Genomic DNA, 24,555 nt, shown 5'->3' with positions numbered 1-24,555 from the left:
TCACCGCTCCAGGAACGGCAGCAACGCGGCGAGGAACGGTGCGGGCGCTTCCAGATGGATCAGGTGGCCGGCGCCGGGGATCAGCACGAATTCCGCGCCGGGAATCGCATCCGCCATGCGCTGCATGGTTTTCGATGGTGCCGCCTGGTCACGTTCGCCCGCGATCAGCAGCGTCGGCACGGCGATCTTCGGCAGATCGGCACGGCGATCGAAGGTGGTGAGGCAGCGTAGCGTGGCGCGATACACATCCTCCGGAATTGCGCGCATGGCGGCGAGCGCGCGCGGCGTCGCATCCGGTGGCGCGGTATCCGGCAGCATTCCCGCCATCAGCTCTAACGCCGCCTGCTCCATGCTACGCCCTGCCAGCGGGCCGAGCCGTGCGGCCAGGAATTGTTCGGCGAAGGACGGGTCGCGGCCGCCGAAGGCCGGCGTCGTGCCATACAGCACCAGCTTCGCCACGCGCTCCGGAAACCGCGCGACGAATTCCTGTGCCAGCATGCCGCCCATCGAATGGCCGACCAGCGTCACCCGATCCAGCCCGCGCGCATCCAGCGCGTCCCGCAGCGCGTCCGCCAGTGCGGGAAAGGTCATCTCAGGTAGGGCTGCCGTGCCGCAGAAACCCGGCATCGGCCAGTCGATGGCGCCCGGCACCATGCCGTTCCAGGAAGGCCCACCGATGCCATGCAGCAGGATGATACTCATGCGACCAAAACTCCTTCGCGGACCACCACCTCGCCATCCAGGGCGATGGTGCAGCCGAAGACGGGGATGTCGAAATGTCCCTCGGTGAAGCGGCCGGCGAACTCATTGGCGCCGGTCGAGAACAGGAAGTTGCCGGCCGCCGCGCGCAGCTCCGTGCCGTTCAGATCGCGGCGGTCGTGGAAAAGCAGCCCCTCACGCCGCGCGCGCGGGTTCATCCCCCAGCCGACATGGCTGACCGCATAGGCGGCGGGGTCGCCCCAGGCGGCGAGATACGCGCGCATCATCCGCGCATCGGCGCCCTCGCCCTCCACCGCCACCACATGATCGTTGCGCAGGGTCAGCCGCACCGGCTGCTCGATGTAGCGCTTGAAGGTCAGGTTCGCGTCCCCCGGCGCCAGCACGAGCGTACCCGCCACGCTGCCCGCGGCGGGGAAGGACACCACCACGCCGCCCGGCCAGTGCGCGATGGTGCCGGGGCGGTCCGTAAAACCCCAGACGCCGGCGGTGGTCGCACCCGCCATCGCCACGGTCAGGTCGGTGCCCGCCGCGCTGGTCACGCGCATTTCGCGCGCCGCCCGCAGCCGCTTCACCGCCGCCTTCACCGGCGCCGCATCCTCCGCGCGGGGAACCAAGCGTTCCAGCACATCCGGATGCTCGTCGCTCACCATCAGCACCCGCGCACCGCTGGCCAGGATGCCGCGCAGTTCCGGCGCATGCAGCAGCCCCTCCCGCGTCAAATCCAGGATGAGCGAGGAAGCGCCCAGCGCCGCCAGCACCGCCGGATGCCCCGCCAGGGCGCGCGATGCCCCGGTGGAGCGCACCGGCACCGGCGCGGTCGGCGGCGGCGTCGGCACCTCCAGCCGGAAGGTCCGGCAGCCCAGGCGGTGCGCCGCCAGCTCCGCCAGATCGATGTTCAGCCGCCGCGACTGGCTTTCGGACAGCAGGCACACCGTCTCCCCCGGCTGCGCCGCGCAAAGCCGCAGCACGGCCTCGAAGGCGTCGATCCAGTGCGGCTCCATCCGGTCGTCGCGCAAGGCCGCTGCCCTCCCTGGGTCCGCCGCAAGGCTAGCGATGGCGTCGATCCATGAAAAGTCATATATTCGCGCCGTGACCACCCAGCCCCGCTTCGTCGAGGACTACCTGCTGGCCCTGCTGGCCCAGGCCTCGCATGCGGCCTCCGCGGCCTTCCATGCGCGGCTGAAGGCGCGCGGTGTGGCGGTGCCGGCCTGGCGCGTGCTGGCCACGCTGCATGGCGCGGACCAGGGCGCCACGGTCGGGCAACTCGGGCAGATCTGCCTGATGCAGCAGCCGACCATGTCCAAGCTGCTGGACCGCATGCAGGCGGAGGGCCTGCTGGCCCGCGCCCGCCACGGCCGCCAGACCCGCATCACCCTGACGCCCGCCGGCGCTGCCCTGGCCGATTCGCTTGTGGCGGAGGCGCGCGCGCATGAGGCGGCGCTGCTCGCCCGCCATGCGAAGTCAGCCCCCGCCTTGAAGGCGCTGCTGCGCGCGATCATCTCCGGCTGATGCCGCCGATATCCAACCTCTCCAAGATCGTCCTGCTGCTGCTGGTGGTCTCCGCCCTGGTGCAGATCCTGGTACTCGTCTTGCGCTGAACGCCGCAGGCCGCCAGCCTTGCGCGATCAGGGAGAGATGACGATGCAGGTGGCGGTGATCGGCCTTGGGGCCATGGGCATGGGGGCGGCGCTGTCCTGCCTGCGGGCAGGGCTTGCGACCACGGGCTGTGATTTTTCGGCAGCCGCGCGCGACAGTTTTACCCAGGCTGGCGGCCAGGTCGCAGCCAGCGCGGACGCCATCGCGGACGGGACGCAGGCGGTGCTGCTGCTGGTAGTGAACGCCGCGCAGACCGAAGCCGCGCTGTTCGGCCCGGCAGGCTGTGCCGCGCGTCTCGCACCAGGCGCCGTCATCATCGCCTCCGCCACCATGGGCCCGGATGATGCGCGCCGCCTGGCGGCGCGGGCGGAAGCGGCGGGGTTCCTCTACCTCGATGCGCCCGTCTCCGGCGGTGCGGCGAAGGCCGCGACGGGGGAGATGACGGTCATGGCCTCGGGCAGCCCAGCTGCCTTCGCCAAGGCGAAGCCGGTGCTGGATGCGGTGGCCACCAAGGTGTGGGAGCTTGGCGACGCACCCGGCATCGGCGCCACGGTGAAGGTGGTGCACCAGCTTCTGGCCGGCGTACACATCGCAGTGGCGGCGGAGGCGATGGCACTTGGCATCCGCGCCGGCGCCGATCCGCAAAAGCTGTACGACGTGGTGACCAGCGCCGCCGGGAATAGCTGGATGTTCGAGAACCGCATGGCCCGCGTGCTGACCGGCGACGATGCGCCGCGCTCCGCGGTCAATATCTTCGTCAAGGATCTCGGCCTGGTGGCGCAGATGGCGCGTGGGCTGGACCACCCGGTGCCGCTGGCCAGCCAGGCCCAGCAGTTGTTCACGGCCGCCAGCGCCATGGGGCATGGCCGGGCCGATGATGGCTTCGTCATCAGGGTCTGGCAGGCGCTGACCGGCATTGCCCTGCCCGGCGACAAGCCGAAGGGCTGAGGTCAGCCCAGCGCGGCGATGATCAGGGCGATGAGGATGAACAGGGCGGCCAGCGCCCCGGCCGCCCGGGCCAGTTCGCCTGCCTTTTCCCGGGTCACCAGCGGGCCCGGCGGCGGACGCGGGGCCGGCGTCCCGGCTGGCGCATCGCCATAGGGATCGTGCAGACCCAGAAACTCCGACCGCGGCTTTTGAGCCTGCGACATGGCGCCCTTTGGGATTAAACTTAGTTGATCCTAACGATCACGCCATGAACAGAAAACCAACCCAGGGTTGTGTACCCCATGCTCGAAACGCAACCGAAATCATGTCGGGCGCGGATAGGTCTCGGCCCGCACTTCCTCCAGGTAGGGCGCCCGCAGCCCGGCGGGGCAGACGCATTCGGTCTCCACGTGATCGGCGTGCAGGGTGTGGCGCAGGAAGCCGCCGACGCGGTCCCCCGGCAGGCCCGGCTGGATCTCCGGCTCGCAGACGAAGGAGACCGGGGGCGCCCAGGCGAACACCACCTCCCCCCGCCGCGCAATACGGTGCAGATGCAGATGGCCGGAGCCAACCAGCCGCAACGCCGGATGGTCCAGCAGCGGCGCCAGCGCGGGCCGGGCCTCCGGCGGCACGGACCATGGGTCCAGGCCATCCTCCGGCCCGTTCAAGAAGACCGGCTTGTGCAGGAAGGCGGCGATGCGGCGGCGGCCGAGTCCGGCCAGCGCCTGCACCAGCCAGGCCGCCTGCGCCACTTCCTCCGCCAGGCCAGTGCCCATGATTTCCGTGTTCAGGCCGATCAGCCGCCAGGCCTCCCCGCCCGGCCCGTCCAGATCCTGCACGAAGCGATCGGCGCCGAGCGCCGCCTGCCAGCGCGCCAGCCGCACCGCATCCACCGGCTGGCCCGGCATTGTGCGTAAGTCGCTGCCGACATCGTGGTTGCCCGGGATCGCCAGCAGCGGCGCGCTTCCGGCCATGCGGCGAAAGGCGGCCGCGGCGAAGGACAGATCCGCATCCCGATCCGCGCCATCCAGCGACAGGTCGCCGCTGGCCACCAGCGCCTGCGGCGGCGCCGCATGCAGCACCTGTTCGATCCGCGCCATGTTGGCCTGGAACACAGTGGTGCGCGGCCCGAGATGGGCATCCGAAACCTGGGCGACGATCAGCGGCATCAGGCGCCCTTTGCGGGTGGTGCGGTGGAGGCGCGGATGACCAGTTCCGGCGCCAGCCGGATATCCTGGCGCGCGAGGCCCGGATCGGCCATTTCCGCCAGCAGGATGCAGGCCGCCTGGCGGCCCATGGCATCGTGCTGGATGCGGATGGTGGTCAGCGCCGGGTGGATGCGGTCCACGAAGGGCATGTCGTTGAAGCCAGTGACGGAGATATCGACCGCCACCCGGCGCCCGGCCGCCTCCATCGCGTCATAGACGCCGAGGCAGAGCATGTCGTTCGCCACCGCCACCGCGGTGCAGTGCGGCCCCTGCAGCAGGAGCGCCATCGCCGCGCGGCCCGCATCCCGGGTGTAGGCGGCCGCATCGACCACCGCGACCGGCGCCAGCCCGTGGTGGCGCATCCGCTCCAGGAAGCCGGCGCGGCGGTCCCGTGCGGTGGAGACACCCTGCGGCCCGGCCAGATGCGCGATGCGCCGGTGCCCGAGCGCCACCAGGTGGTCCACCGCCAGGCCGATGCCGTGCAGGTCGTCATTGGTGATGGCGGAGACGGCGGCGCAGTCCGCGCCTTCCGGCATGCGCCGGTTGATCAGCACGGCCGGAATGCCGAAGCGAGCACATAGCGATAGCGCATCGGTGCCGGCGGCGGCGGAGGCCAGGATCAGCCCATCCACAAGATGCGTCGCCATGCGCTCGATCAGCAGCGATTCGCGCGCCGCGTCATTATCCGTATTCGCCACCAGCGTGACGTAGCCCTGCGCCGCCAGCACGGTTTCCACCGCATGCAGGATGGGCGGGAAGATCGGGTTGATCAGGTCCGGCACCAGGATGCCGATGGTGCGGGATTTGCGCGTCCGCAGCCCGGCGGCCACCGCGGAAGGCCGCCATCCCAACCGGTCCGCCACCTCCGTCACCCGCTGGGCCACCGCGTCGGTCACCATGCCGCGCGTCGCCGGGTTCAGGGCGCGGGAGACGGTGGAGGCATGGACACCGGCCTCTCGGGCGACATCGGCGATGGTCGCGCGGGACGGAACCGGCAATGGGGCGGGAGGCTGCATCCGGCCCGCTATAGCGCAACCGATTGCGACTGGGGCGCTGCAATCGATTGCAGATTTTTCTTGACCCGCCCCACGCCGAAGCTTAACCGATGCGGCGACGGAGGATTCGACCAACGATGAACGACGCCCCACCGGATGCGGGACAGGCCACTGCTGCCCGCCGCCTGATGCACGCCCCCGCGCTCCGCTTCGCCGCCTTTGGCGGGCCGGAGGTGCTGGAATGCCAGGATGTGCCTGTGGGCAGCCCCGGCGCGGCGGAGGCTCTGGTGCGGGTACATGCGGCGTCCGTGAATCCCTCGGACGTGAAGAACGTCGCCGGCCGCATGCGCCAGACCGTGCCGCCGCGCACGCCGGGCCGTGACTTCGCGGGCGTGGTGGTGGCCGGTCCGGCGGAATGGATGGGTGCGGAGGTCTGGGGCACCGGCGGCGATATCGGCTTCACGCGGGATGGCAGCCATGCCCGCTTCCTCCACCTGCCGGTGGCGGCACTCGCGCGCAAGCCGGCCAATCTCAGCTTCGCCGAGGCCGGCGCAGTCGGCGTGAACTATGTCACCGCCTGGATCGGGCTGGACTATGCGCAGCTCAAACCGGGGGAGACGCTGCTGGTGCTGGGTGCGACCGGTGGCGTCGGCGGCGCGGCCTGTGGCATCGGCACGGCGCGCGGCTGCAGGGTGATCGCGGCGGTGCGCGGGGAGGCCCCGGCGGACAGCCCGGCCCGGCACGCCACCGCCAGCTTCATCGATGTGAACCGCGATGATGTGGCCGCCCAGATCGCAGCCGCTACCGGCGCGCGCGGCGTGGATGTGGTGTATGATTGCGTCGGCAAGCCGTCGCTGACCGAGGCGGCGCTCGGCGCGCTGGCCTTCGGCGGCCGCATGATCGTCATCGCCGGCACGCCGGGCGAACAGCTGAAGTTCGAGCTGATCCCCTTCTACCGCCGCGAATGCCGGCTGCTGGGCGTGGACAGCCTGAAGCGCAGCGCCGCCGCCTGCGCGCCGATGATGGAGGCGCTGCGCCCCGGCTTCGAATCCGGCGCCTACCCCGCGCCCGCCATCGCCGAGACCTATGACCTGACCCGGGGCACCGAGGCCTATGCCGCCGTCGCCCGCGGCACGCGCGGCCGCGTCGTGCTGACCATGGGCGATTAAAGCGTGACGACTTGAGGCGGACTCACCGAAAAGTCTGAATCACGCAAGAAGGGATCCCGACATGCCCGAAGGCCACATCACCTATACCAGCGAGAACCTGACCGAGGCGGTGCTGGCGCGCATCTCGCCCGAGGCCAGCCCGCGCATCCGCCAGATCATGACCGCTCTGGTGACACATGTGCATGACTTCGTGCGCGAGGTGGAGCTGACGCCGGAGGAATGGGAACAGGGCGTCGGCTTCGTCAGCGAGCTCGGCCGCTGGTGCGACGACAAGCGGCAGGAAGTGATCCTGCTGTCGGACATTCTCGGTGTGTCGATGCTGGTGGACGCCATCGCGCATCGCACCCATGCCAGCGTCAGCGAGACCACCGTGCTCGGCCCCTTCCACCGCGAGAATCCGCCGGTGCTGCAGAACGGGCAGAACATGTCGCCCGGCGTGGCGGGGGAACCGCTGGATGTGGAAGTCCGCATCCTGGATGAGGCCGGCCAGCCGCTGGAAGGCGCGCAGGTGGATGTGTGGCACACCTCGCCGGAGGGGTTCTACGACAGCCAGCTCGGCGACGAACACAACATGCGCGGCCGCTTCATCACGGGCGCGGACGGGCTTCTGGCCTTCCCCACCGTGATGCCGGCCAGCTACCCGGTGCCGCATGACGGGCCGGTGGGCCGCGTGCTGGAATCCATGGGCCGCAGCCCGATGCGGCCGACCCATGTGCATTTCTGGATCAAGAAGCCCGGCTACCGGGATCTGATCACGCACATCTTCAAGGATGGCGACCCCTATCTGCATGACGATGCGGTGTTCGGCGTGAAGGCGAGCCTGGTGACGGACTGGGATGCGCCCAAGGCGGCAGGCAAGCCGGCCAAACTCAGCTACGAGTTCCGGATTCCAAGAGAGGACGCCGCATAAATGTTGTTCCTGATCCACTGCACCCAGGTCGCCGATGGCGCCGCGATCCGCGACGCGCATTACGACGCGCACCGCGCCTATCTGAAGGCCAGCCCCGTCGACATCAAGCTGGCCGGGCCGATGGTGGCCGATGACGGGGAGGCCCGGATCGGCTCCGTCTTCATCGTCGATGTGCCGGACCGCGCGGCGGCCGAGGCCTTCGCCGCCGGCGACCCCTTCGCGCAGAACGGGTTGTTCGAGCAGGTGATCGTCACCCGCTTCCTCGACATCACCCGCGGCACGCCCGCCTTCGGCCCGGCCAAGGACTAACATCATGCGCCGCAAATACATGCTGACCTGCGCCGTCACCGGCAACATCACCACGCCGGAACAGACGCCGCATCTGCCGATCACGCCGGAGCAGATCGCGAATGCCGCGATCGAGGCCGCCAAGGCCGGCGCCGCCGTCGCCCACATCCATGTGCGGGACCCGGTGACGGGCAAGCCCTCCATGTCGATCGATCTGTACCGGGAGGTGATGGACCGCATCCGCGCCTCCGGCACCGATGTGGTGATCAACCTGACCACCGGCCCGGGCGGCCGCTTCGTGCCCTCGCTCGACAATCCGCGTGAGGCTGCGGCGGGGTCCACCCTGCTGCCGCCGGAACAGCGCGTGGCGCATATCGTCGAGCTGAAGCCGGAAATCGCGACGCTCGATTTGAACACCATGTGGTCCGGCAGCGCCGTGGTGATCAACGCGCCCTGGTCGGTGACGAAGATGGCGGAGTTGATCTATTCCGTCGGCACCATCCCGGAACTCGAGGTTTTCGATTCCGGCGATATCGGTCTGGCGAAGAAGCTGATGGCCGATGGCGTGCTGAAGGGTCCCTGCCTGTTCCAGGTCTGCATGGGCATCCGCTACGGCTTCGACTGGGATCCGGCGACGCTGAACTACGCCAAGTCCATCCTGCCCGCCGGCAGCCCCTGGGCGGCCTTCGCCATCGGCCGCATGGAATTCCCGATGCTGGCGCAGGCCTGGCTGCTGGGCGGGCATGTGCGCGTGGGCCTTGAGGACAACATCTACCTGAACAAGGGCGAACTCGCCGTCAGCAACACCGTGCTGGTGGAGCGCGCCGTGCGCATCCTGCGCGAGTTGGGCGCGGAGCCGATGAATGCGGCGGAAGCCCGCGCGGAACTCGCGCAGGTAGGCGGGTGGTCGCGGTGAGCATGTCCGATGACCGTGGCGCCGCCGGCCATGCCGCGCGGCCGCTCCAGGATCAGGGCGTGCTGATCGTCACCGGTGCCGGGCGCGGCATCGGTGCGGCCATCGCCAAGGCCGCCGCGGCGGATGGCTGGCACGTGGTGGTGAACTACGCGCGGGACGCAGCCTCCGCCGAGGCAACCGTCGCCGCCATCACGCAGGCCGGTGGCCGTGCGCAGGCGGTGCAGGCGGATGTGCAGTCAGAGGCCGGCATCGCGGAGCTGTTCGCCGCCGCCGATGCCATCGGCCCGGTAAAGGGCCTGGTGAACAATGCCGGCGGCAGCGCGGAGGCGAAGATCGCCGACATCACCGCGGCCGATTACGACCGCATGATGGACGGCAACCTCCGCACCACCGTCTTCTGTGCCTCCGCCGCCGTGCAGCGCATGGCGACGGATCGTGGCGGTTTGGGCGGCGTCATCGTGAATATCGGCTCGCGCGCCTCCGTCCTCGGCGGCCAGCCGGGGCGGGTGATGTATGCCGCCGCCAAGGGCGCGGTGGATGGGTTCACGGCCGGTCTCGCCAATGAGGTGGGAAAACTCGGCATCCGCGTGTGTTGCGTGCGGCCGGGCGTGATCCGCACCGAAAGCCACGAGGCGCGCGCCGGGGCCGACAAGCTGAAGGCGATGACAGCCGCCATCGCACTGGGGCGGCCCGGGGAGCCGGAGGAGGTGGCGAGCCTGGTCGCCTTCCTGCTCTCGCCGGGCGCCGCCTACATGACCGGCACGCTGGTGGATATCGGCGGCGGTCGCTGAGGTTACGCGAGAGGAGGCACGCCCCCCTCACCCAAACCCTCTCCCCCCCGGTCGGGGGGAGAGGGCCGCGCAGGATCAAGACAAACCAGGCCGGCAAACCGGCTGCCTCACAACGTCCAAGGGAGACCCAAATCAATGAAAATCCAGACCACCCGCCGCGCCCTGCTCGGCGCCGCACTCGCCACCCCCGCCTTGCTCGCCGGCACCGCGCGCGCGCAGTCCAACTGGCCGAGCCAGCCCATCACGCTGGTCATCCCCTTCGCCCCCGGCGGGCCGACCGATGCGGTGGGGCGCATGCTGGCGGAGGCGATGTCGCGTGACCTCGGCGTCAACGTCGTGGCGCAGAATGTCGGCGGCGCCGGCGGCACCATCGGCGTGAACCGCGTGGCGCAGGCCCGGCCGGATGGCCACACCATCCTGCTGCACAACATCGGCATGTCCACCGCGCCGACGCTGTATCGCCGCCTGCCCTACAACCCGCTGACGGCGTTCGAGATGCTGGGCCTGGTCACCGCCACACCGATGGTCTGGCTGACCCGCCCGGATTTCCCCGCCACCAATTTCGCCGAGATGATCCGCCTGATTCGCGAAGGCGGGGAGCGCATCAATCTCGGCAATGCCGGCCTTGGCTCCGCCAGCCAGCTTTGCGGCACGCTGCTGCAGGCCAGCCTCGGCACCCGCTTCACCGCCGTGTCCTTCGCCGGATCGGGGCCGATCTATCCGGAGCTGATGGCCAGCCGCCTCGATATCTATTGCGACCAGACCACCAGCGCGATTCCCTTCATCCGGGCGAACCAGATCAAGGCGCTGGCCGTGACCACGCCGCAGCCGCTGCCCGCCGTGCCGGACGTGCCCACCGCCATCCAGGGCGGGCTGCCGGGGTTCGAGGTGGCGATCTGGCACGGCCTCTATGCGCCAGCCGGCACGCCGAAGCCGGTGCAGGACCGCCTGAACGCCGCGCTGCGTTTCGCCCTGGCCGATGCCCGCGTGGTGGAACGCATGACCGGCCTCGGCAGCCAGCCGGAGCCGGTGGAGCGCCAGAATGGCGAGGTGCATCGCGCGCATCTGGCCGCCGAAATCGAGCGCTGGCGCCCGGTGCTGCAGGCCGCCGGCCAGTTCGCCGATTGAAGACCACCCGCCCCGGAGCCGCCGCATGACCGCACAGACCCGGCTGGATGTGGTGGCCTTCGCCGGTGCCTCGAACCTCGTCCTCTGGGCCGGGCAGGCCAGGGCATTTTCGCCCGGCATGGGCTGGAGGTGGTGCTGGAGCTCACGCCGAATTCCCGCGCCATGGCGTCCGACCTTTATGCGGGGAAGTACGACCTGGCGCTGACCTCGGTGGACAACATCGTCGCCTACAACGAAGGCCAGGGCGAAGCGCAACTGCCGGGGCCGTCCGACTTCACCGCCTTCTTCGGCGTCGATGACGGCATGCTCTCCGTCATGGCGGCGGCGGATGTGCCGGATCTCGCGGCGCTGCGCGGCCGGACGGTGTCGGTGGACGCCATGACCACCGGCTTCGCCTTCGTGCTGCGCGAAGTGCTGGGCCAAGCCGGCATCGCGGACCAGGTGGAATGGGTGGCCGTGGGTGGCGGCGCCCAGCGCCTGGCGGCGCTGCTGGAGGGAAAGCAGGCGGCCACGCTCCTGAACACGCCGCTCGACCTGGCGGCGGAAGCGCGCGGCTTCCGGCGCCTGGCGCGCGGGCGGGATGCGGTCGGCGCCTATCAGGGCATCGTCGCCGCCGCGCGGCGCGGCACGCTGGCCGCGAAGCGGGACCAGCTCATCGGCTTCACCCGCGGTTTCAGCGAGAGCCTTCTGTGGCTGGATGCCAATCGGGCGGAGGCCGCCGCCATCCTCACCGCGCGGGCGAACATGCCGGCCCCGGTCGCCGCCCGCGCCGCCACGGCGCTGCTGGACGCCGATCGCGGCATCTATCGCGATCTGCGGATCGATGAGGCGGGGCTGCGGACGGTGCTGCGGCTGCGCAGCAAATTCGCGCAGCCGGCGAAGGAGCTGACCGACCCGGCGCGCTACCTCGACCTGTCGATCCGCGCGGCGGCCCTTGGGTAGATTTACCCGCTACCGCTCGCAGCGCAGCAGCAGGGTGGAGCGGTTGGCGATGTCGCCCACATCCGCGGCGCTGAGATCCGCGCCGCGGCTTGGCGCGGTCCGGAAGGTGGCGCCCGCGCGGCGCAGGAAGGTCTGCGCGGCATCTCCCTTCACCGCGAAATTCACATTGTCCACGTTCTGCACACGGCGGCTGTCCAGCTTCGCCACCACCACGCCGACCACATGCCCCTGCATGTCCAGCAGCGGGCCGCCGGAGTTGCCGGGCTGGACCTCCGCGCTGATCTGGAAATTGTTCTGGTCGTTGCGGATGCCGCCCAGCGCATTGATCTCGCCACGCGTCAGCTTCGGGTCGGTCGAGAGCAGGCCGCTCAGCGGGAAGCCGTAGGCGACCACACTCTCACCGCGCCGCACCGCCGGCCCGTCGCGGAAGGCCAGCGCCGGGCCGGGGTTGCCGGGGATGGTGAGGATCGACAGATCCAGCGCCCGGTCCACCTGCGCCGGCGGCACCGCGGCCAGCCAGCGGCCATCCGGCGTGCGGGCCAGGATGCGGTCGCAGCCATCGACCACATGCTGGTTGGTCAGCACCCGGTCCGGCGCCACGACGAAGCCGGTGCCGGTTGAAACGCGGCGGGCCTGCGTATTCGGCCGCGCCTGCGCCACGCCGGGTGTCGGCGTGGCCATGATGCCGGGCGGCGCGGCGGCGGTCGCGGTATACAGCTCGACCCGTGGCGTGGTGCAGATGTCCTGGTCGCGCGCCACCGCCTCCCGCCCATCGGCGAGCACCAGGCGCACATCGAAGCGGCAACCGGCGGCGGCGCTGGGGCGCATGGGGAAGCCGGCATTGTTCGGCAGCGGGCCGCGATTGAGCAGGTTGCTGCCCCAATCCGTCCGGCCACTGCGCACCGCATGCAGCGCGGTGGCTGGCTGGCCGGTGCGGTTGATGATGCGGACCGGCGCATCCTGCGCCTGGCTTGGCGCCTGGGCGGGAGCGGGCGCCTGGGCGGGCGCGGGGGATGGGCCGAGGACCGGCAGCAGCCAGGCCAGGGCAAGGGCGACACGCAGCGTCTGGGACATGGTCGAGGCATGTCGTCGCGACGCAGGGCGCCGTCAACCGTAAACCTGCGCTGGATCAATGCGCGCGCGCCCACGCGGCGGCATCCTTGCTCCTATGGCACGGCGCCGCGACACGGTCCTTGACCTTCCTATGCTGGTAATCCCCATCTCCATTTCATGGAACACCAGACCCTGATGCCTGAGGCCTCGCCCCAGACCCTCCCCCGCCTGTCCCTGCCGATCGAGGGGATGACCTGCGCGAGCTGCGCCGGGCGGGTGGAGCGTGCACTGCTCGCCGTGCCCGGCACGGTGGAGGCGCAGGTGAACCTCGCCTCGGAGCGGGCGCTGGTGCGGGGCAGTGCGCCGGCGGAGGCGCTGGCCGCCGCGGTCCGCAGCGCCGGCTATGCCGTGCCGGAGGTGTCGCGCAGCATCGGCGTGGAGGGGATGACCTGCGCCAGCTGCGCCGGCCGCGTCGAACGCGCGCTGGCCGCGGTGCCGGGGGTGGCGGCGGTCTCGGTCAACCTCGCCTCGGAACAGGCCAATCTGCGGCTGCTGCTGCCGGTGGAGGACAGCGTGCTGGCCGCGGCGCTCGCCCGCGCCGGCTACCGCCTGGCGGCGCTCGCGGAAGATGGCGCGGCGGAAGACGCGGCGGCGGCGGCGAAACTCTCCGCCCAGCGGCGCGACCTGCTGCTGGCCGCGCTGCTGGCCGCGCCTTTCCTGCTGGGCATGGTCGGCATGGGCATCGGCCAGGACTGGATGCCGAATGGCTGGGTCCAGCTCGCGCTCGCCCTGCCCATGCAATTCTGGTTCGGCGCCCGCTTCTACCGCGCCGCCTGGGCGGCGTTACGCGCCGGCACCGGCAACATGGACCTGCTGGTCGCCATCGGCACCTCCGCCGCCTTCGGCCTGTCTCTGGTTCTGCTGCTGCAGCATGGCGGCGGGCACGCCCATGTCCTGTATTTCGAGGCCGGCGTCGTCGTCATCCTGTTCGTGATGCTCGGCAAGCATCTGGAAGCCCGCGCCCGCCGCGGCACCGGCGCCGCGCTGCGCGCCCTGCTCGACCTGCGCCCCCGCACCGCCCGCCTCCGCGCCGAGGACGGCACGGAGCGGGAGGTTCCGGCGGCGTCCCTGGTGGTGGGCGATGTGGTGGTGCTGCGCCCCGGCGAACGCGTGCCCGTGGATGGCACGGTGGAGCACGGCGAGGCCGGCGTCGATGAAAGCGCGCTGACCGGCGAAAGCCGCCCGGTGGAAAAGGCGCCCGGCGCCAAGCTCGCCACCGGCACGGTGGTGCTGGATGGCCGCCTGGTGCTGCGCGCCACCGCCGTAGGCGGGGAAACCACGCTGGCCCGTGTTGCCGCCCTGGTCTCCGCCGCCCAGGCCAGCCGCGCCCCGGTGCAGAAGCTGGTGGACCGGGTGGCCGCGGTCTTCGTGCCCGTCGTCATCCTGATCGCCGCTGGCACGCTGGGCTTCTGGCTGCTGGCCGGCGCGGGGGTGGAGGCGGCGCTGCTGAATGCGGTGTCCGTCCTCGTCATCGCCTGCCCCTGCGCGCTGGGTCTTGCGACCCCCGCCGCCATCATGGCCGGCACCGGCGCGGCCGCCCGCTCCGGCATCCTGGTGCGCGATGCGGAGGCGATCGAGCGCGGCAAGCGCATCACCCTGGTCGCCTTCGACAAGACCGGCACGCTGACCGAGGGCCAGCCCCGCCTGGCCGCGCTGCATGCGGCGAAGGGCGTGGCGAAGGCCGATGTCCTGGCCCGCGCCGCCGCCCTGCAGACCGGCTCGGAACACCCCCTCGCCCGCGCCGTGCTGGCAGCGCAGGGCCGTGATGGCGGCGCGACCCCGGTCGCCCCCCTGGCGGTCACCGGCTTCCGCGCCCTGCCCGGCCGTGGCGTCGAGGGCGTGGTTGCGGGCCAGCGCCTGCTGCTCGGCTCCCCCCGCATGCTGACCGAGCAGGCGCTGGAGGCGCGGGAGCTGGCCGAATGGGGCCGCGCCGAGGCCACCGCCGGGCGCAGCCTCGCCTGGCTGATGGCGCCGGAAGAAGGCCGCGTTCTCGGCCTGCTGGCGTTCGAGGATGCGCTGAAGCCGCAGGCGGCCGGCGCCGTGCAGGCGCTGCGCGACCTGAAGGTGGAGGTCGCCATGCTGTCCGGCGACAGCCCCGCCGCCGCGCAGGCGGCCGCCCGCGCGCTCGGCATCACCCAGGTCGAGGCCGAGATGCTGCCGCAGCACAAGCTGGAGGCCCTGGCGCGCTGGCAGGCCGGCGGCGCGCGCGTCGCCATGGTCGGCGATGGCGTGAACGACGCGCCGGCGCTGGCCGCCGCCGATCTCGGCATCGCCATGGGCACCGGCACCGATGTCGCCATGGCGGCCGCAGGAATCACCCTGATGCGGGGGGACCCGGCGCTGGTGCCGGCCGCCCTCGACATCACCCGTCGAACCTATCGCAAGCTACAGGAGAATCTGGCATGGGCCTTCGCATTCAACCTGCTCGGCATACCTCTGGCAGCGGCCGGGATGCTGTCGCCGGCCTTCGCGGGGGCGGCGATGGCGCTGTCCTCGGTCTCGGTGCTGACCAACGCGCTGCTGCTGTCCCGCTGGCACCCGCGAGCGGTGGCGGGCGCTTGGGCCGGACCATCCCCGGGGGCATGAATATCGGCGAGGCTTCGGCCGGCTCCGGCGTCTCCGCCAAGATGATCCGCCATTATGAGGCGATCGGGCTGATCGAGGCGACGCGGCGGCCGAACGGCTATCGCAGCTACGGCCCGCAGGATGTCGCGGTGCTGCGCTTCATCCGCCATGCGCGGGACCTCGCCTTCCCGCTGGAGGATATCCGCCGGCTGCTGGCGCTGTGGCGCGACCGGTCCCGCGCCAGTTCCGAAGTGAAGCAGATGGCGCTGGACCATGTGGCGGCGCTGGAGAGTAAGGCGGCCTCGCTTCAGGCGGTGGCTGACAGCCTTCGGCACCTGGCGCAGCATTGCCAGGGCGACGACCGGCCAGATTGCCCGATCCTGGCGGGGCTGGAGGGAAGCCGCGCATGACGGAGGAACTCAAGGTGTCCGGCATGACCTGCGGCCATTGCGTGCGCGCGGTGACGCTGGCCATCCAGGCCCGTGACCCGCAGGCCCGGGTGCAGGTGGACCTGCCCGCCGGGCTGGTCCGCGCCGACACCACACTGGACCGCGCCGAGCTGACGGCGCTGGTGACGGCGGAGGGCTACGCCGTCACCGGCTGAACCGGCGGCGGCAACGCACCGCCTGGCCCCGCGTTCGGCCCGCTCCACCGGCAAGCGGGCGTGCGAAGATGGGGTTGGCCGATATCCTGAAATGGCTGGCGATGGGCTGCACCATCTGCGGCGCCGGGATGACCGCGGCCGATCTCGGCCGGCGCGCCACCGGCTGGGGTTTTGCCGTACTGGCCGCCGGCTCCGCCTTCTGGCTGACCTCGGCGCAGATGGAACGGGAGAGCCAGCTCGGCCTGACCAATATCGTGCTGCTGGTGCTGAACGCGGCCGGGGTCTATCGCTGGCTGGTCCGCAAGGCGCCATCCGCAGGTTAGCCTCAACCAGCCCCTTTCAACCAGATAGCCGCACGGGCTCCGCCGATGCGGGGGTTGCGGGCACGGCCTCCGCCAGCAACCCGCGATACAGCCGCACCAGCCGCGCTGCCTCCGCCGCCCAGCCGAAGCGGCGCAGCGCCGCCTGGCGGCCACGCGCCCCCAGCGCCGCGCGCAGAGCCGGGTCGGCCAGCACGCGCACAGCCTCCGCAATGCGCGGCACCTCGGCCACATCCACCGCCAGGCCGCAATCGGCCTCCCGCACCACGGCGCAGACTTCCTCGGCGAAATCGGGCACGATCACCGGCAGGCCGGCCAGCATGCAGTCGAACAGCTTGTGCGGCAGCGCCAGGCGATGGTTCTCGACCCCCGGCTGGAACAGCACCAGGCCGATGTCGCACTCCGCCGCCACACGCAGCGCCGCCTCCCGCTCCATCCAGCCCAGCGCCTCGATCCGCCCAGCGACGCCGAGCGCCCTGGCGCGGTCCCAGAATTCGGCCTCGCTACCATCGGTGAAGCGGCCGACCAGCCGCAGCCGGGCGCCCGGCAGTCGCGCCAGCAGCGCCGGCAGCAGCAGCGCGCCACGGCTGGCGGTCAGCGCCCCCAGATGCAGCAGAACCGGCGGCCCGGCGGCGTGCAGGCGGGGCGTGACCTCCACCGGCGTCGCATAGTTCCGCACCGCAATGCTGCGCCGTGCCGAGGCGAAATCCGCCGCCAGCCCGTCCTTCGCCAGCACCACCGCATCCGCCCGCGCCGCCATCACCCGGCAGGCGAGCCGCATCGCCGCCCGTGCCAGTGGTGCCACCAGCGGCCGCAGCACTGCCGGCAGGGCGGGGTCGAGGCGGGAGGGATAGTGTTCGTGCACATCCAGCACCACAAGCGCGCCGCAGCGCCGTGCCGCGAGCAGTGCGGCGAGCCAGCTATCCGGCTCATGCGCGTGGATCACCGCCGGCCGCAGCGCCGCGGCGCGGCGTGCCAGCGCCGGGATGCCGCGCAGCCGCCCGGCCCAGCCGCGCGGCGCGGGGAAGGTCTCCAGCGCCACGCCATGCAGACTTTCGGGCACGGCGCCGGTTGAATGGGGGCCGGTCGAGTTGGGGCCGGACAGGCGCGGCGCCAGATGGCGCAGCCGGAAGCCGGCTGCGGCCAGGGCGGCACCTTCCTTGGCGACGATCCGCACATCCGTGGCGGGGTGCGCGGCGGACAGCATCAGCAGCAATGGTTCGCTCATCCGGCGCGCGCCTGGTCATGCTGCCAGGTCGCCCGGCGCGGCGGATGGCCGGCCACCGCCTCCACCACCGCAACCATCCGCGCGGCGATCCGCCGCTGATCGAATTGGCGTTCCGCGACGATGCGCGCGGCCCGCGCCATGGCCAGGCGGCGCGGCGGGTCGGTCGCCAGCGCCAGCAGCGCCGCGGCCAGCGCATCGGCATCGCCCGGCGGCACCGTCAGCCCGCAGCCGCCCTCGGCCAGCAGCCGTGCCGCGCGGCCGGGCACGTTGGTGACCATCGGCAGGCCGGCGGCCAGCCCCTCCACCAGCTTGTTCGGCGCCGTCCATTCGGCGAATTCCGGCACTGGCGCCAGGCAGAGCAGCCCGATCTCCGCCGCCGCCAGCAGCCGGGCCAGATGCGCCTTCGGCATCGGCTCCAGGAAGGTGACGGGAAGCTGCTCGGCCGCGGCGCGCGCCATCAGCGCCGGCTTTTCCGACCCTTCCCCCACCAGCACCAAATGCAGGCCGGTGCGCCGCAGCCTGACGGCGGCATCGAGCAGCTGGTGCAGGCCATTCGCCCGGCCATGCGCCCCGGCATAGACCGCCATCGATTCCTGCACCGCGATGCCCGGCGGTCGCCAGGGGGCGATGCCGGGATGGAACAGCGCCAGGTCGGCACCCTGCGGCAGCACGCGCAGCCGGTCCGGCTCCGCGCCCCGCGTCAGCGCGACACGGGCCATGCCCTCGGTCAGGGCCAGCACGGCGGCGGCCTCGCGGCAGGCGGCATTGGCCAGCAGGCCCATCAGCCGCAGCACCGGGCGCGGCACGGCCCCGCCCTGGCGGGCCGCCCCATCGCGCCGGGACAGCGCCGCCGGCAGTTCGGGCCAGGGGTCGCGGATCTCGAAGATGAAGGGGGTGCCGCGCAGCCGCCGCGCCAGCAGCGCCGGAATCGCCACCGTCAGCGGCGTGGAGGAGGCAATGACCAGGTCCCAGCGCCTGCCCAGCGCCATCCGGCTGGCGGCTGCGGCGAAGCGCAGGAAGGCGCCGGTGCGGGCGACAAGGCCCTGGCTGTTGCCGCAGCGAATGTCGAACTCCACCACCTCGAACCCGCCGACGCGGCCCTGGCGCCGGCCGCGCCGGAAGGGTCCGTCGAGGCCGGTGATGGCCCCGTCATAACGCCCGCAGGCCAGCGTCACGCTGTGCCCGGCGGCGGCCAGGGCGCTGGCATGGTGCCAGGCGCGGGTCGCGGTGGTGCCGTTGGGGGTGGAGAAATGCTGGTGCAGGTACAGGATGCGAAGCCCCGCCCTCGGCCACCCGCTGCCATCCGGAGGGCGGCCTTCAGGCGCGTGCATGCTGGCGCACCACCTGGATCACGCGGTCCTGGTCCGCCGGTGCCATGCCGCTGCCGGAGGGCAGGCACAGCCCGGTCTCGAACAGCGCCGCCGCGATGCCGCCGCCGGCCCTCGGCGCATCCCGGAATGCCGGCTGCAGATGCAGCGGCTTCCAGGCCGGGCGGCTTTCCACCCCTGCCGCCTCCAGCGCCCGGCGCAGATGTTCCCGGTCCGCACCGAAGCCGGCGGGGTCCACGCGCAGCACGGTCAGCCAGCGATTGGCACGGCCCCAGCCAGGCTCGGCGATGAAGCCGAGGCCGGGCAGGTCGGCCAGCGCCTCGACATAGGTTGCGAAGATGGTGCGACGGCGCTGCACCCGCGCCTCCAGCGCCGGCAATTGCGCCAGGCCGATCGCCGCCAGGACGGAGGAGATGCCATAGGCGTAGCCGGTGGTCTCATGCTCGTAATGCGGCCACGCTTCCTTCGCCTGGCCCGCCAGATGCCGGGCGCGGGCGATCAGCGCCGGGTCGTCGCTGGCCAGCGCGCCGCCGCCGGCCGCGGTGATGATCTTGTTGCCGTTGAAGGAATACACCGCCAGCCGCGCGCCATGCCCGGCATGGCGGCCGCCGCGCTGCTGCGCGCCCATGGCGGCGGCGCTGTCGCACAGCACCGGCACGCCCCAGCGGTCGCAGGCGGCGATGATGGCATCCAGCTCGCAGCATTGGCCGTACAGATCCACCGGCACCACCACCCGCGGCAGCCTGCCGCGCCGTGCCGCCGCGGCCAGTTCCTGCGCCAGCAGGCCGGGGTCCATGCCCCAGCCGGCGGGCGTCACGTCCAGGAAACGCGGCACCGCGCCCATCTGCACGGCCGGCGCCACGGTGGCGACGAAGGTCAGCGCCGGCGCCCAGACCTCATCCCCCGGCTGCACGCCAAGCACCCGGTAGCCCAGATGCAGCGCCGCGGTGCCGGATGAAGTGGCAAGGCTGGCGGCGAAGCCGGTGGTCTGGCCGAGCGCCGCCTCGAAGGCCGCGGGTGCCGGCCCGGCGGGGGCGAGCCAGCCGGAGTCCAGCGTGGCGCGCAGCGCCTCGATCTCCGTGCCTGCCAGATGCGGCGGGGAAAGCGCCAGCCGCGGCGGCGCGAGGCGGCCCGGGAAGGGCAGTACGGCAGCCGCGGCGGGGGAGGCGTGCTGGAATGCCATCGTGAACCAGATGATTGAATTATACCGTTCTAGATTCCCATCATGGTTGATTGATTAACGAAAAATCAAGCATTCCCTGTACAACGATAGCTTAACGCAACCAGACCTGCCCGCACGCGTCGCGCCGCGGCGGTCCGGGCGGCTGCGCGGCGAAGGCGGGCATGGTGGCATGCCCAGGCGCCGTGGCCCCCCGGCCGCGCAGCAGCACCCACAGGCTGCGCAGCGCCAGCCACACATCCCGGTCCAGCCGCAGCGGGGCGCTGGCGTATTCGGCGCCGAGTTCCAGCCGTTGCGGCCAGGCCACGGCGTTGCGCCCGGCTGCCACCCCAGGTCCCACCAGCCCCGGCCGCACCCGCAGCCCCTGCGCCTGGCGGGCCGAGTAATGCGCCAGGTAGGACAGGGGCAGCGGCCGCGGCCCGACCAGGCTCATCTCCCCGCGCAGCACATTCACCAGTTGCGGCAGCTCATCCAGCCCGCTGGCGCGGAGCCTGCGGCCGAAGCCCGTCAGCCTTTCGGCATCGGGCGCCGCGCCCGGCGCCATGGAGCGGAATTTCAGCAGGGTGAAGGGCCGCCCGCCGCGCCCGGCGCGGGGCTGCACGAACAGCACCGGCGCCCCCAGCCGCAGCCGCACCGCCAGCGCCACCGCCAGCATCACCGGTGTCAGCAGCCCGAGCAGCAGCAGCGCGCCGGCCACATCCAGCCATCGCTTGCCGAAGCGTTCATACATGGCCGTGTCTCGCCACCGGCGCGCGCAGCGTCAGCCCCAGGCTGAGCGCCAGGCCAAGTGCGAACCACGCCATGCGATTGCCAAGGTCGGTGGAGACCAGGATGGTCATCGCCATCGGCAGCACCAGCGCCGCAATCCGCGCCAGCCGTGCCGGCGCCACGCCCGGCGCCAGCGCCAGCATCGCCAGCGCCGCGCCGCCGAAGGCGCCAAGCCACAGCACCAGCCCCGGCAGCCCACCCTCCGCCAGCGCCTCCAGCGCATGGTTGTGCGGGTACAGGCCGCGCCATTCGCCATGCCCGGCGGCGATGGTGAAACCCCCGGTACCAAGACCCCAGGGCGCCGCCAGCCCAGCCCAGCCCAGCGCCGCCTGCCACAGCCCCTGCCGCGCCTCCAGCCCCGCCGGTTCCGAGGTCAGGCGTTCCAATGTGCGCAGCCCCTCCGCCAGGCCGGGGTTCAGCAACAGCCACAGGCCGCCCAGCGCCAGCACCGCCAGCGCCGCCAGCAGCCAGGCCAACCCGGCCTGGCGGCCGAGCCGCAAGGCCGGCGCCAGCGCCACGCCGAGCACCAGCGCGGCCAGCGCCGTGCGCCCGCCGGGCAACAGCGAGGTGGCGCCGAGGCCCAGCACCGCCGCCAGCCAGGCCAGCCGCCACAGGCCGCGCGATTCCACCGCCGCCAGCGCCGCCGCGGTGGCCAAAGCGAGGCCGGCCAATTGATGGTGCACCCGCATTTGCGCCACATCCTGCGCCTGCCAGCCCGCCAGGGCGGACCAGCCGACCAGCAGGCCCAGCAGCAGCCCGATGCCGAGCGTCACCCGGCACAGCGCGGCCCGCGCCACCGGCTCCGCCCCTACCAGCAGCCCGGCGGCCAGCATCAGGGGTGCCGCGATCGCCACCTCCGGCAGTTTCTGCACAAGGATGAGGCGGGAGGCGGACCAGCTTCCGGCCACCACCAGCCACAGCCACAGCAGCGCCGCCGCCGCCACCGGCAGCGCCAAGGCGGGCGCCACCGCCCAGCGCCTCGTCACCAGCAACAGCGCCAGCAGCGGCAGCAGCAGCGCCAGGCTGGCTAGCGTCAGATCGAAGGGCAGCGCCGAGAAGGCCGGCGTGGTCTTTAGCGCGCCGGCCAGATGCAGCACGGCCGCCAGCGCCCCGGCGAGCCAGGCCAGCAGCCCGCCGGTCATTCCGCGGGCTCCATCCGGTAGGCGGCGCGAGGCGGCATCGCGGATGCGCGGCGCAGGCCGGACAGCAGGATTGCGGCAGCGGCCATGGCCAGCGCCGCCAGCGGCGCCGTCACCAGCAGCAGCAGCAGCAGCAGGGACCGGTTGGGCAGGGAGGCGCGCTGTTCGACCAGGGGTGCGGAGACCAGCCGCGCCGCCACCGCCTCATCCGCCGCCACCACTAGGCCGACGCGCTGTTGTTGGGCCAGCACCTCATACAGTGACTGGCGGATGTAAAGATCCTGTTCCCGCGCCAGCCGCGCCTCCAGCGCCACCACGCGGCGACGGGCCATCTCCTCCAGATCGGCGCGGACCTTGGCCTCGGCGAAGGCGTGCAGGTGGCGCAGCGTGGCCAGCGCCTGGTCGCGATCCGGATGCGCCAGCGACAGCGTCCAGGTAACGGAGCCCAGCGTCTGCGTCACCGCCAGGTTGCGCGCCAGCCAATTGCGCGCATCGTCCAGATCCATCTCCCGCTGCAGGCCGAGCGCCTGGCGCAGTGTACCCATCGGGCCGGCGGCGCGGCGCTCCGCCAGCACCGCCAGCAGCGGCGTCGCCTCCACCAGCCGCATCGCCGCCTCGGCGGAGCGCAGCGCGCCGAGATAGATGGCGAAATTGCCAGCCGGGCGCGGGTCCAGCAGGCCGGATATGGCGGGTGAGACCGAGAGGAGGGAGGAGGTGGCGATGCCCGTCGTCTCCGAGGGCGCCACCACCGCCTCCGCCACGAAGCTGCGCGGCAGGCCGAACACCGTAAAGGCGCCGGTGCCGAACAGCAGCAGCGCCAGCAGCAGCACCCGCCCACGCCACTGCCACAGGCGAAGGGTCAGCTTTTCCAGCGGCATCAGGCCGGACCCACGGCAGGCAGCGTGATGGTGGTGACAAGCCGGGAGACCGGGGCGCGCACGGTCACGCACAGCACCGGGCAGGGCGCGATGGCGCCATAGGCGGGGCTGTGCCAGCCACGCTCCAGCGCCAGGGCCAGCGCGCCGGGGGCGGCATCAGTCTCGATCCGCAATTGCAGCCGGCCATCCTCCGCCATCTCACCGCGCAGGCGCCAATCGCCATCCGGCAGCCGCCAGCGCAGGGTGGCGATGCGGAAACGGCCGTCCAGATCATCCGTCACGCTCCAGCACCGGCCCTCCACCTGCACGCGGCGGGCATGATGGTGCCCGGCGGCATCCCGCCGTGCAGCGCCATCCGGCAGGTCGCGCAGCCGCGGCCAGCGGGCGAACAGGAAGCGGCCGAGGCGCGGCATCGGCTCGGCCTCGTCGAACAGCACGGCGTTGTGCGCGGCGCCGCTGGCGAGTGCCGGCCACCACCAGGGGGCGGCCGGGTTGTAGGCACCTGTGCCGCCATCGCGCAGCACCGTCCGCGGCCCATCGCGCAGCGTCACATGCAAAAGGTCCGGCTGGGTCGGGCGGAAGCGCAGCGGCCCGGTCCGCAGCAGGGCGGTGGCGCCACCGGCCGCCCAGCCCTGGCTGCCTTCCGCCCGCCAGCGCGCCGGGCGCCGCAGCCGCGCTGCGGGGGTGGGCAGGCCGAGCCAGGCGCAGCCCGCATCCTCCGGCAGGTCGGTGCCGGCCCCGGCGAAGATCCGCGCCGCCCGTTCGACGCTACCGCGCGCATCCAAGGGCCCATGCAGGCCGAGATCGGCGAAGGCGGAGCCATCCTCCACCCCGAGCGCCGGGCCGCTGCCATCCTCCGGCGCCACCACCCGGTGCAGCCAGCCGGCCAGCGCGGCGGCGCGGGCGGCGAGCGGGGCGGGGAATTCCGGCGCGCCATGGCGGCGGCGCAGCCACTCCGTGATGGACAGCACATCCAGCGCCAGCCGCGCATAGCCGGCCGAGACCTGCGCGAAGCCGCCATCCGGCGCCACCAGCCGCGCCAACGCCGCTGCCAGATGCCGCGACGCCCGGTCTGCCGCGGTCGCATCCCGCCGCAGCAGCGCGCAGGCGAAGGCGCCGGCGGGTTCGGAGATGGCGTGGTTGTTGTCCTGCGCCGCGGCATAGGCCGGCGTCGCGGCGATGCGGCGCTCGCACAGCGCCAGCAAGGCCCGCGCGGCCGGTGGCGGGTTGCGGTCCGCATCCAGCAGCGCCAGCGCCAGCGCCAGGGACAGCGCCCGCAGCGCGGCTTCCTGGCCGCAGGCCCAGGCCGGGCCGCGGAATGCGGGGTTGGCGGCGCACCAGGCAACCAGGCGCGCCTCCGCCCGCGCCAGATGGCCGCCGCCGGGGTCGATCCGCGCGGCCTGGGCCAGCAGCAGTACATCGGCGAATCGGCTGACCTCCCAGACCGGGCGGACGTCGCCGCCTGCGAACAGGTCCAGCCCAATCGCGGGGGCGGTGGGGTCGTGCCCGCCATGCCAGTCCGGTCGCGCGGGCAGGGCGGCGGCGGCTTCCCGCAGCCGGGACACCATCGTCGCGGGCAGTGCCGGGGCGGGCGGGGCCTTGATGGGCAGGAAGCGGCCTTCCGGGGCGGCGGCATCGGCCAGGCGGCGCTGCGGCAGGCCGGCGGCCAGGCTGGCCCGGTGCAGCAGCATCAGCCCCACCGGCCGGGCACCCAGCCGCCAGGCCGCATCCGCCATCAGCCACAGACGGCCGAGCCGGCCCCCGGCGCGGATGCGGTCCGGCGCGGTTACAACCCAGGCGTCCTGTTCAGGATTGAATGGGAGTTGGTCAGACATGAATCAC

The 24,555-nt window shown here is 72.3% G+C and carries 26 protein-coding genes; 13 read left to right on the top strand and 13 right to left on the bottom strand.

What is annotated here, in order from left to right:
* Together ACFHNC_RS13760 and ACFHNC_RS13755 are read right to left on the bottom strand one after the other, a co-directional pair.
* A complete protein-coding gene (locus ACFHNC_RS13760; RefSeq protein WP_437169791.1) occupies window positions 1-702 on the bottom strand; it encodes an alpha/beta fold hydrolase in 702 nt (233 codons plus the stop codon).
* Window positions 699-1,736 carry a 2,5-dihydroxypyridine 5,6-dioxygenase gene (locus tag ACFHNC_RS13755; protein WP_437169790.1) on the bottom strand — a complete coding sequence of 346 codons (1,038 nt, stop codon included), beginning with the start codon at window positions 1,734-1,736 and terminating at the stop codon, window positions 699-701. Before ACFHNC_RS13755 ends, ACFHNC_RS13760 begins: the two co-directional genes overlap by 4 nt.
* 73 nt (window positions 1,737-1,809) lie before the next feature.
* On the opposite strand from ACFHNC_RS13755, the gene ACFHNC_RS13750 reads away from it, so the two are divergent.
* Window positions 1,810-2,229 (top strand): MarR family winged helix-turn-helix transcriptional regulator, encoded by a 420-nt coding sequence (locus ACFHNC_RS13750; RefSeq protein WP_437169789.1) that lies wholly within the window; start codon window positions 1,810-1,812, stop codon window positions 2,227-2,229.
* A 126-nt stretch (window positions 2,230-2,355) separates the two neighbouring features.
* Window positions 2,356-3,264: an L-threonate dehydrogenase gene (gene ltnD, locus ACFHNC_RS13745; protein ID WP_437169788.1), complete on the top strand. Its 909-nt coding sequence runs from the start codon at window positions 2,356-2,358 to the stop codon at window positions 3,262-3,264.
* Between the two features lie 2 nt (window positions 3,265-3,266).
* Here ltnD and ACFHNC_RS13740 read toward each other — a convergent pair whose 3' ends face one another.
* The 3 genes from ACFHNC_RS13740 to ACFHNC_RS13730 all read right to left on the bottom strand — a co-directional run bounded on the left by ACFHNC_RS13740 (window position 3,267) and on the right by ACFHNC_RS13730 (window position 5,467).
* On the bottom strand, window positions 3,267-3,467 hold the full coding sequence (locus ACFHNC_RS13740) for a hypothetical protein (protein ID WP_437169787.1): 201 nt from the start codon (window positions 3,465-3,467) through the stop codon (window positions 3,267-3,269).
* A 99-nt stretch (window positions 3,468-3,566) separates the two neighbouring features.
* Complete coding sequence (locus ACFHNC_RS13735; RefSeq protein ID WP_437169786.1) at window positions 3,567-4,412, bottom strand: metallophosphoesterase family protein; 846 nt, start codon at window positions 4,410-4,412, stop codon at window positions 3,567-3,569.
* On the bottom strand, window positions 4,412-5,467 hold the full coding sequence (locus ACFHNC_RS13730; RefSeq protein ID WP_437169785.1) for a LacI family DNA-binding transcriptional regulator: 1,056 nt from the start codon (window positions 5,465-5,467) through the stop codon (window positions 4,412-4,414). The genes ACFHNC_RS13735 and ACFHNC_RS13730 overlap by 1 nt, the downstream gene beginning before the upstream one ends.
* A 116-nt stretch (window positions 5,468-5,583) precedes the next feature.
* Here ACFHNC_RS13730 and ACFHNC_RS13725 point away from each other — a divergent pair, with 116 nt between their 5' ends.
* The 7 genes from ACFHNC_RS13725 to ACFHNC_RS13695 all read left to right on the top strand — a co-directional run bounded on the left by ACFHNC_RS13725 (window position 5,584) and on the right by ACFHNC_RS13695 (window position 11,590).
* Entirely contained in the window at window positions 5,584-6,615 is a 1,032-nt protein-coding gene (locus ACFHNC_RS13725) for a quinone oxidoreductase family protein (protein ID WP_437169784.1), read from the top strand.
* A gap of 61 nt (window positions 6,616-6,676) precedes the next feature.
* On the top strand, window positions 6,677-7,525 hold the full coding sequence (locus ACFHNC_RS13720; RefSeq protein ID WP_437169783.1) for a dioxygenase: 849 nt from the start codon (window positions 6,677-6,679) through the stop codon (window positions 7,523-7,525).
* Window positions 7,526-7,834: a YciI family protein gene (locus tag ACFHNC_RS13715; RefSeq protein WP_437169782.1), complete on the top strand. Its 309-nt coding sequence runs from the start codon at window positions 7,526-7,528 to the stop codon at window positions 7,832-7,834.
* A 4-nt stretch (window positions 7,835-7,838) separates the two neighbouring features.
* A complete protein-coding gene (locus tag ACFHNC_RS13710; RefSeq protein WP_437169781.1) occupies window positions 7,839-8,729 on the top strand; it encodes a 3-keto-5-aminohexanoate cleavage protein in 891 nt (296 codons plus the stop codon).
* Between the two features lie 2 nt (window positions 8,730-8,731).
* A complete protein-coding gene (locus ACFHNC_RS13705) occupies window positions 8,732-9,520 on the top strand; it encodes an SDR family NAD(P)-dependent oxidoreductase (RefSeq protein ID WP_437169780.1) in 789 nt (262 codons plus the stop codon).
* 135 nt (window positions 9,521-9,655) lie between these two features.
* Complete coding sequence (locus ACFHNC_RS13700) at window positions 9,656-10,648, top strand: tripartite tricarboxylate transporter substrate-binding protein (RefSeq protein WP_437169779.1); 993 nt, start codon at window positions 9,656-9,658, stop codon at window positions 10,646-10,648.
* 84 nt (window positions 10,649-10,732) lie between these two features.
* Window positions 10,733-11,590 (top strand): ABC transporter substrate-binding protein, encoded by an 858-nt coding sequence (locus ACFHNC_RS13695; protein WP_437169873.1) that lies wholly within the window; start codon window positions 10,733-10,735, stop codon window positions 11,588-11,590.
* Window positions 11,591-11,599: 9 nt separating this feature from the next.
* Here ACFHNC_RS13695 and ACFHNC_RS13690 read toward each other — a convergent pair whose 3' ends face one another.
* On the bottom strand, window positions 11,600-12,664 hold the full coding sequence (locus ACFHNC_RS13690; protein ID WP_437169778.1) for a trypsin-like peptidase domain-containing protein: 1,065 nt from the start codon (window positions 12,662-12,664) through the stop codon (window positions 11,600-11,602).
* A gap of 174 nt (window positions 12,665-12,838) precedes the next feature.
* Here ACFHNC_RS13690 and ACFHNC_RS13685 point away from each other — a divergent pair, with 174 nt between their 5' ends.
* From ACFHNC_RS13685 to ACFHNC_RS13670, 4 genes are all read left to right on the top strand, one after another.
* Window positions 12,839-15,289, top strand: a complete 2,451-nt coding sequence (locus ACFHNC_RS13685; protein WP_437169777.1) for a heavy metal translocating P-type ATPase — start codon at window positions 12,839-12,841, stop codon at window positions 15,287-15,289.
* Window positions 15,286-15,678, top strand: coding sequence for a Cu(I)-responsive transcriptional regulator (locus tag ACFHNC_RS13680; protein ID WP_437169776.1), 393 nt, complete (start codon window positions 15,286-15,288; stop codon window positions 15,676-15,678). Before ACFHNC_RS13685 ends, ACFHNC_RS13680 begins: the two co-directional genes overlap by 4 nt.
* Window positions 15,675-15,872, top strand: coding sequence for a heavy-metal-associated domain-containing protein (locus ACFHNC_RS13675; protein ID WP_437169775.1), 198 nt, complete (start codon window positions 15,675-15,677; stop codon window positions 15,870-15,872). Before ACFHNC_RS13680 ends, ACFHNC_RS13675 begins: the two co-directional genes overlap by 4 nt.
* Window positions 15,873-15,946: 74 nt before the next feature.
* Entirely contained in the window at window positions 15,947-16,195 is a 249-nt protein-coding gene (locus tag ACFHNC_RS13670; RefSeq protein ID WP_437169774.1) for a hypothetical protein, read from the top strand.
* 16 nt (window positions 16,196-16,211) lie between these two features.
* Here the strand turns inward: ACFHNC_RS13670 and ACFHNC_RS13665 are convergent, their stop codons facing one another.
* The 7 genes from ACFHNC_RS13665 to ACFHNC_RS13635 all read right to left on the bottom strand — a co-directional run bounded on the left by ACFHNC_RS13665 (window position 16,212) and on the right by ACFHNC_RS13635 (window position 24,548).
* Window positions 16,212-17,420 carry a glycosyltransferase gene (locus tag ACFHNC_RS13665; protein ID WP_437169773.1) on the bottom strand — a complete coding sequence of 403 codons (1,209 nt, stop codon included), beginning with the start codon at window positions 17,418-17,420 and terminating at the stop codon, window positions 16,212-16,214.
* The gene (locus ACFHNC_RS13660) at window positions 17,417-18,751 is read right to left on the bottom strand and encodes a glycosyltransferase (RefSeq protein ID WP_437169772.1); all 1,335 of its coding nucleotides are present in this window, start codon (window positions 18,749-18,751) and stop codon (window positions 17,417-17,419) included. The genes ACFHNC_RS13665 and ACFHNC_RS13660 overlap by 4 nt, the downstream gene beginning before the upstream one ends.
* Window positions 18,738-19,931 carry a DegT/DnrJ/EryC1/StrS family aminotransferase gene (locus tag ACFHNC_RS13655; RefSeq protein ID WP_437169771.1) on the bottom strand — a complete coding sequence of 398 codons (1,194 nt, stop codon included), beginning with the start codon at window positions 19,929-19,931 and terminating at the stop codon, window positions 18,738-18,740. The genes ACFHNC_RS13660 and ACFHNC_RS13655 overlap by 14 nt, the downstream gene beginning before the upstream one ends.
* A 91-nt stretch (window positions 19,932-20,022) precedes the next feature.
* Complete coding sequence (locus tag ACFHNC_RS13650) at window positions 20,023-20,658, bottom strand: sugar transferase (protein ID WP_437169770.1); 636 nt, start codon at window positions 20,656-20,658, stop codon at window positions 20,023-20,025.
* A complete protein-coding gene (locus tag ACFHNC_RS13645; protein WP_437169769.1) occupies window positions 20,651-21,838 on the bottom strand; it encodes an O-antigen ligase family protein in 1,188 nt (395 codons plus the stop codon). Before ACFHNC_RS13645 ends, ACFHNC_RS13650 begins: the two co-directional genes overlap by 8 nt.
* Window positions 21,835-22,713 (bottom strand): hypothetical protein, encoded by an 879-nt coding sequence (locus ACFHNC_RS13640; RefSeq protein ID WP_437169768.1) that lies wholly within the window; start codon window positions 22,711-22,713, stop codon window positions 21,835-21,837. Before ACFHNC_RS13640 ends, ACFHNC_RS13645 begins: the two co-directional genes overlap by 4 nt.
* Window positions 22,713-24,548: a heparinase II/III domain-containing protein gene (locus tag ACFHNC_RS13635; RefSeq protein ID WP_437169767.1), complete on the bottom strand. Its 1,836-nt coding sequence runs from the start codon at window positions 24,546-24,548 to the stop codon at window positions 22,713-22,715. The genes ACFHNC_RS13640 and ACFHNC_RS13635 overlap by 1 nt, the downstream gene beginning before the upstream one ends.
* Between the last annotated feature and the right edge of the window lie 7 nt (window positions 24,549-24,555).

This window comes from Falsiroseomonas sp. E2-1-a4, from assembly GCF_051433165.1.
GTDB lineage: Bacteria > Pseudomonadota > Alphaproteobacteria > Acetobacterales > Acetobacteraceae > Falsiroseomonas.
The sequence above is the reverse complement of the archived record's forward strand: the minus strand, read 5'-3'. Positions and strand labels throughout refer to the sequence as shown.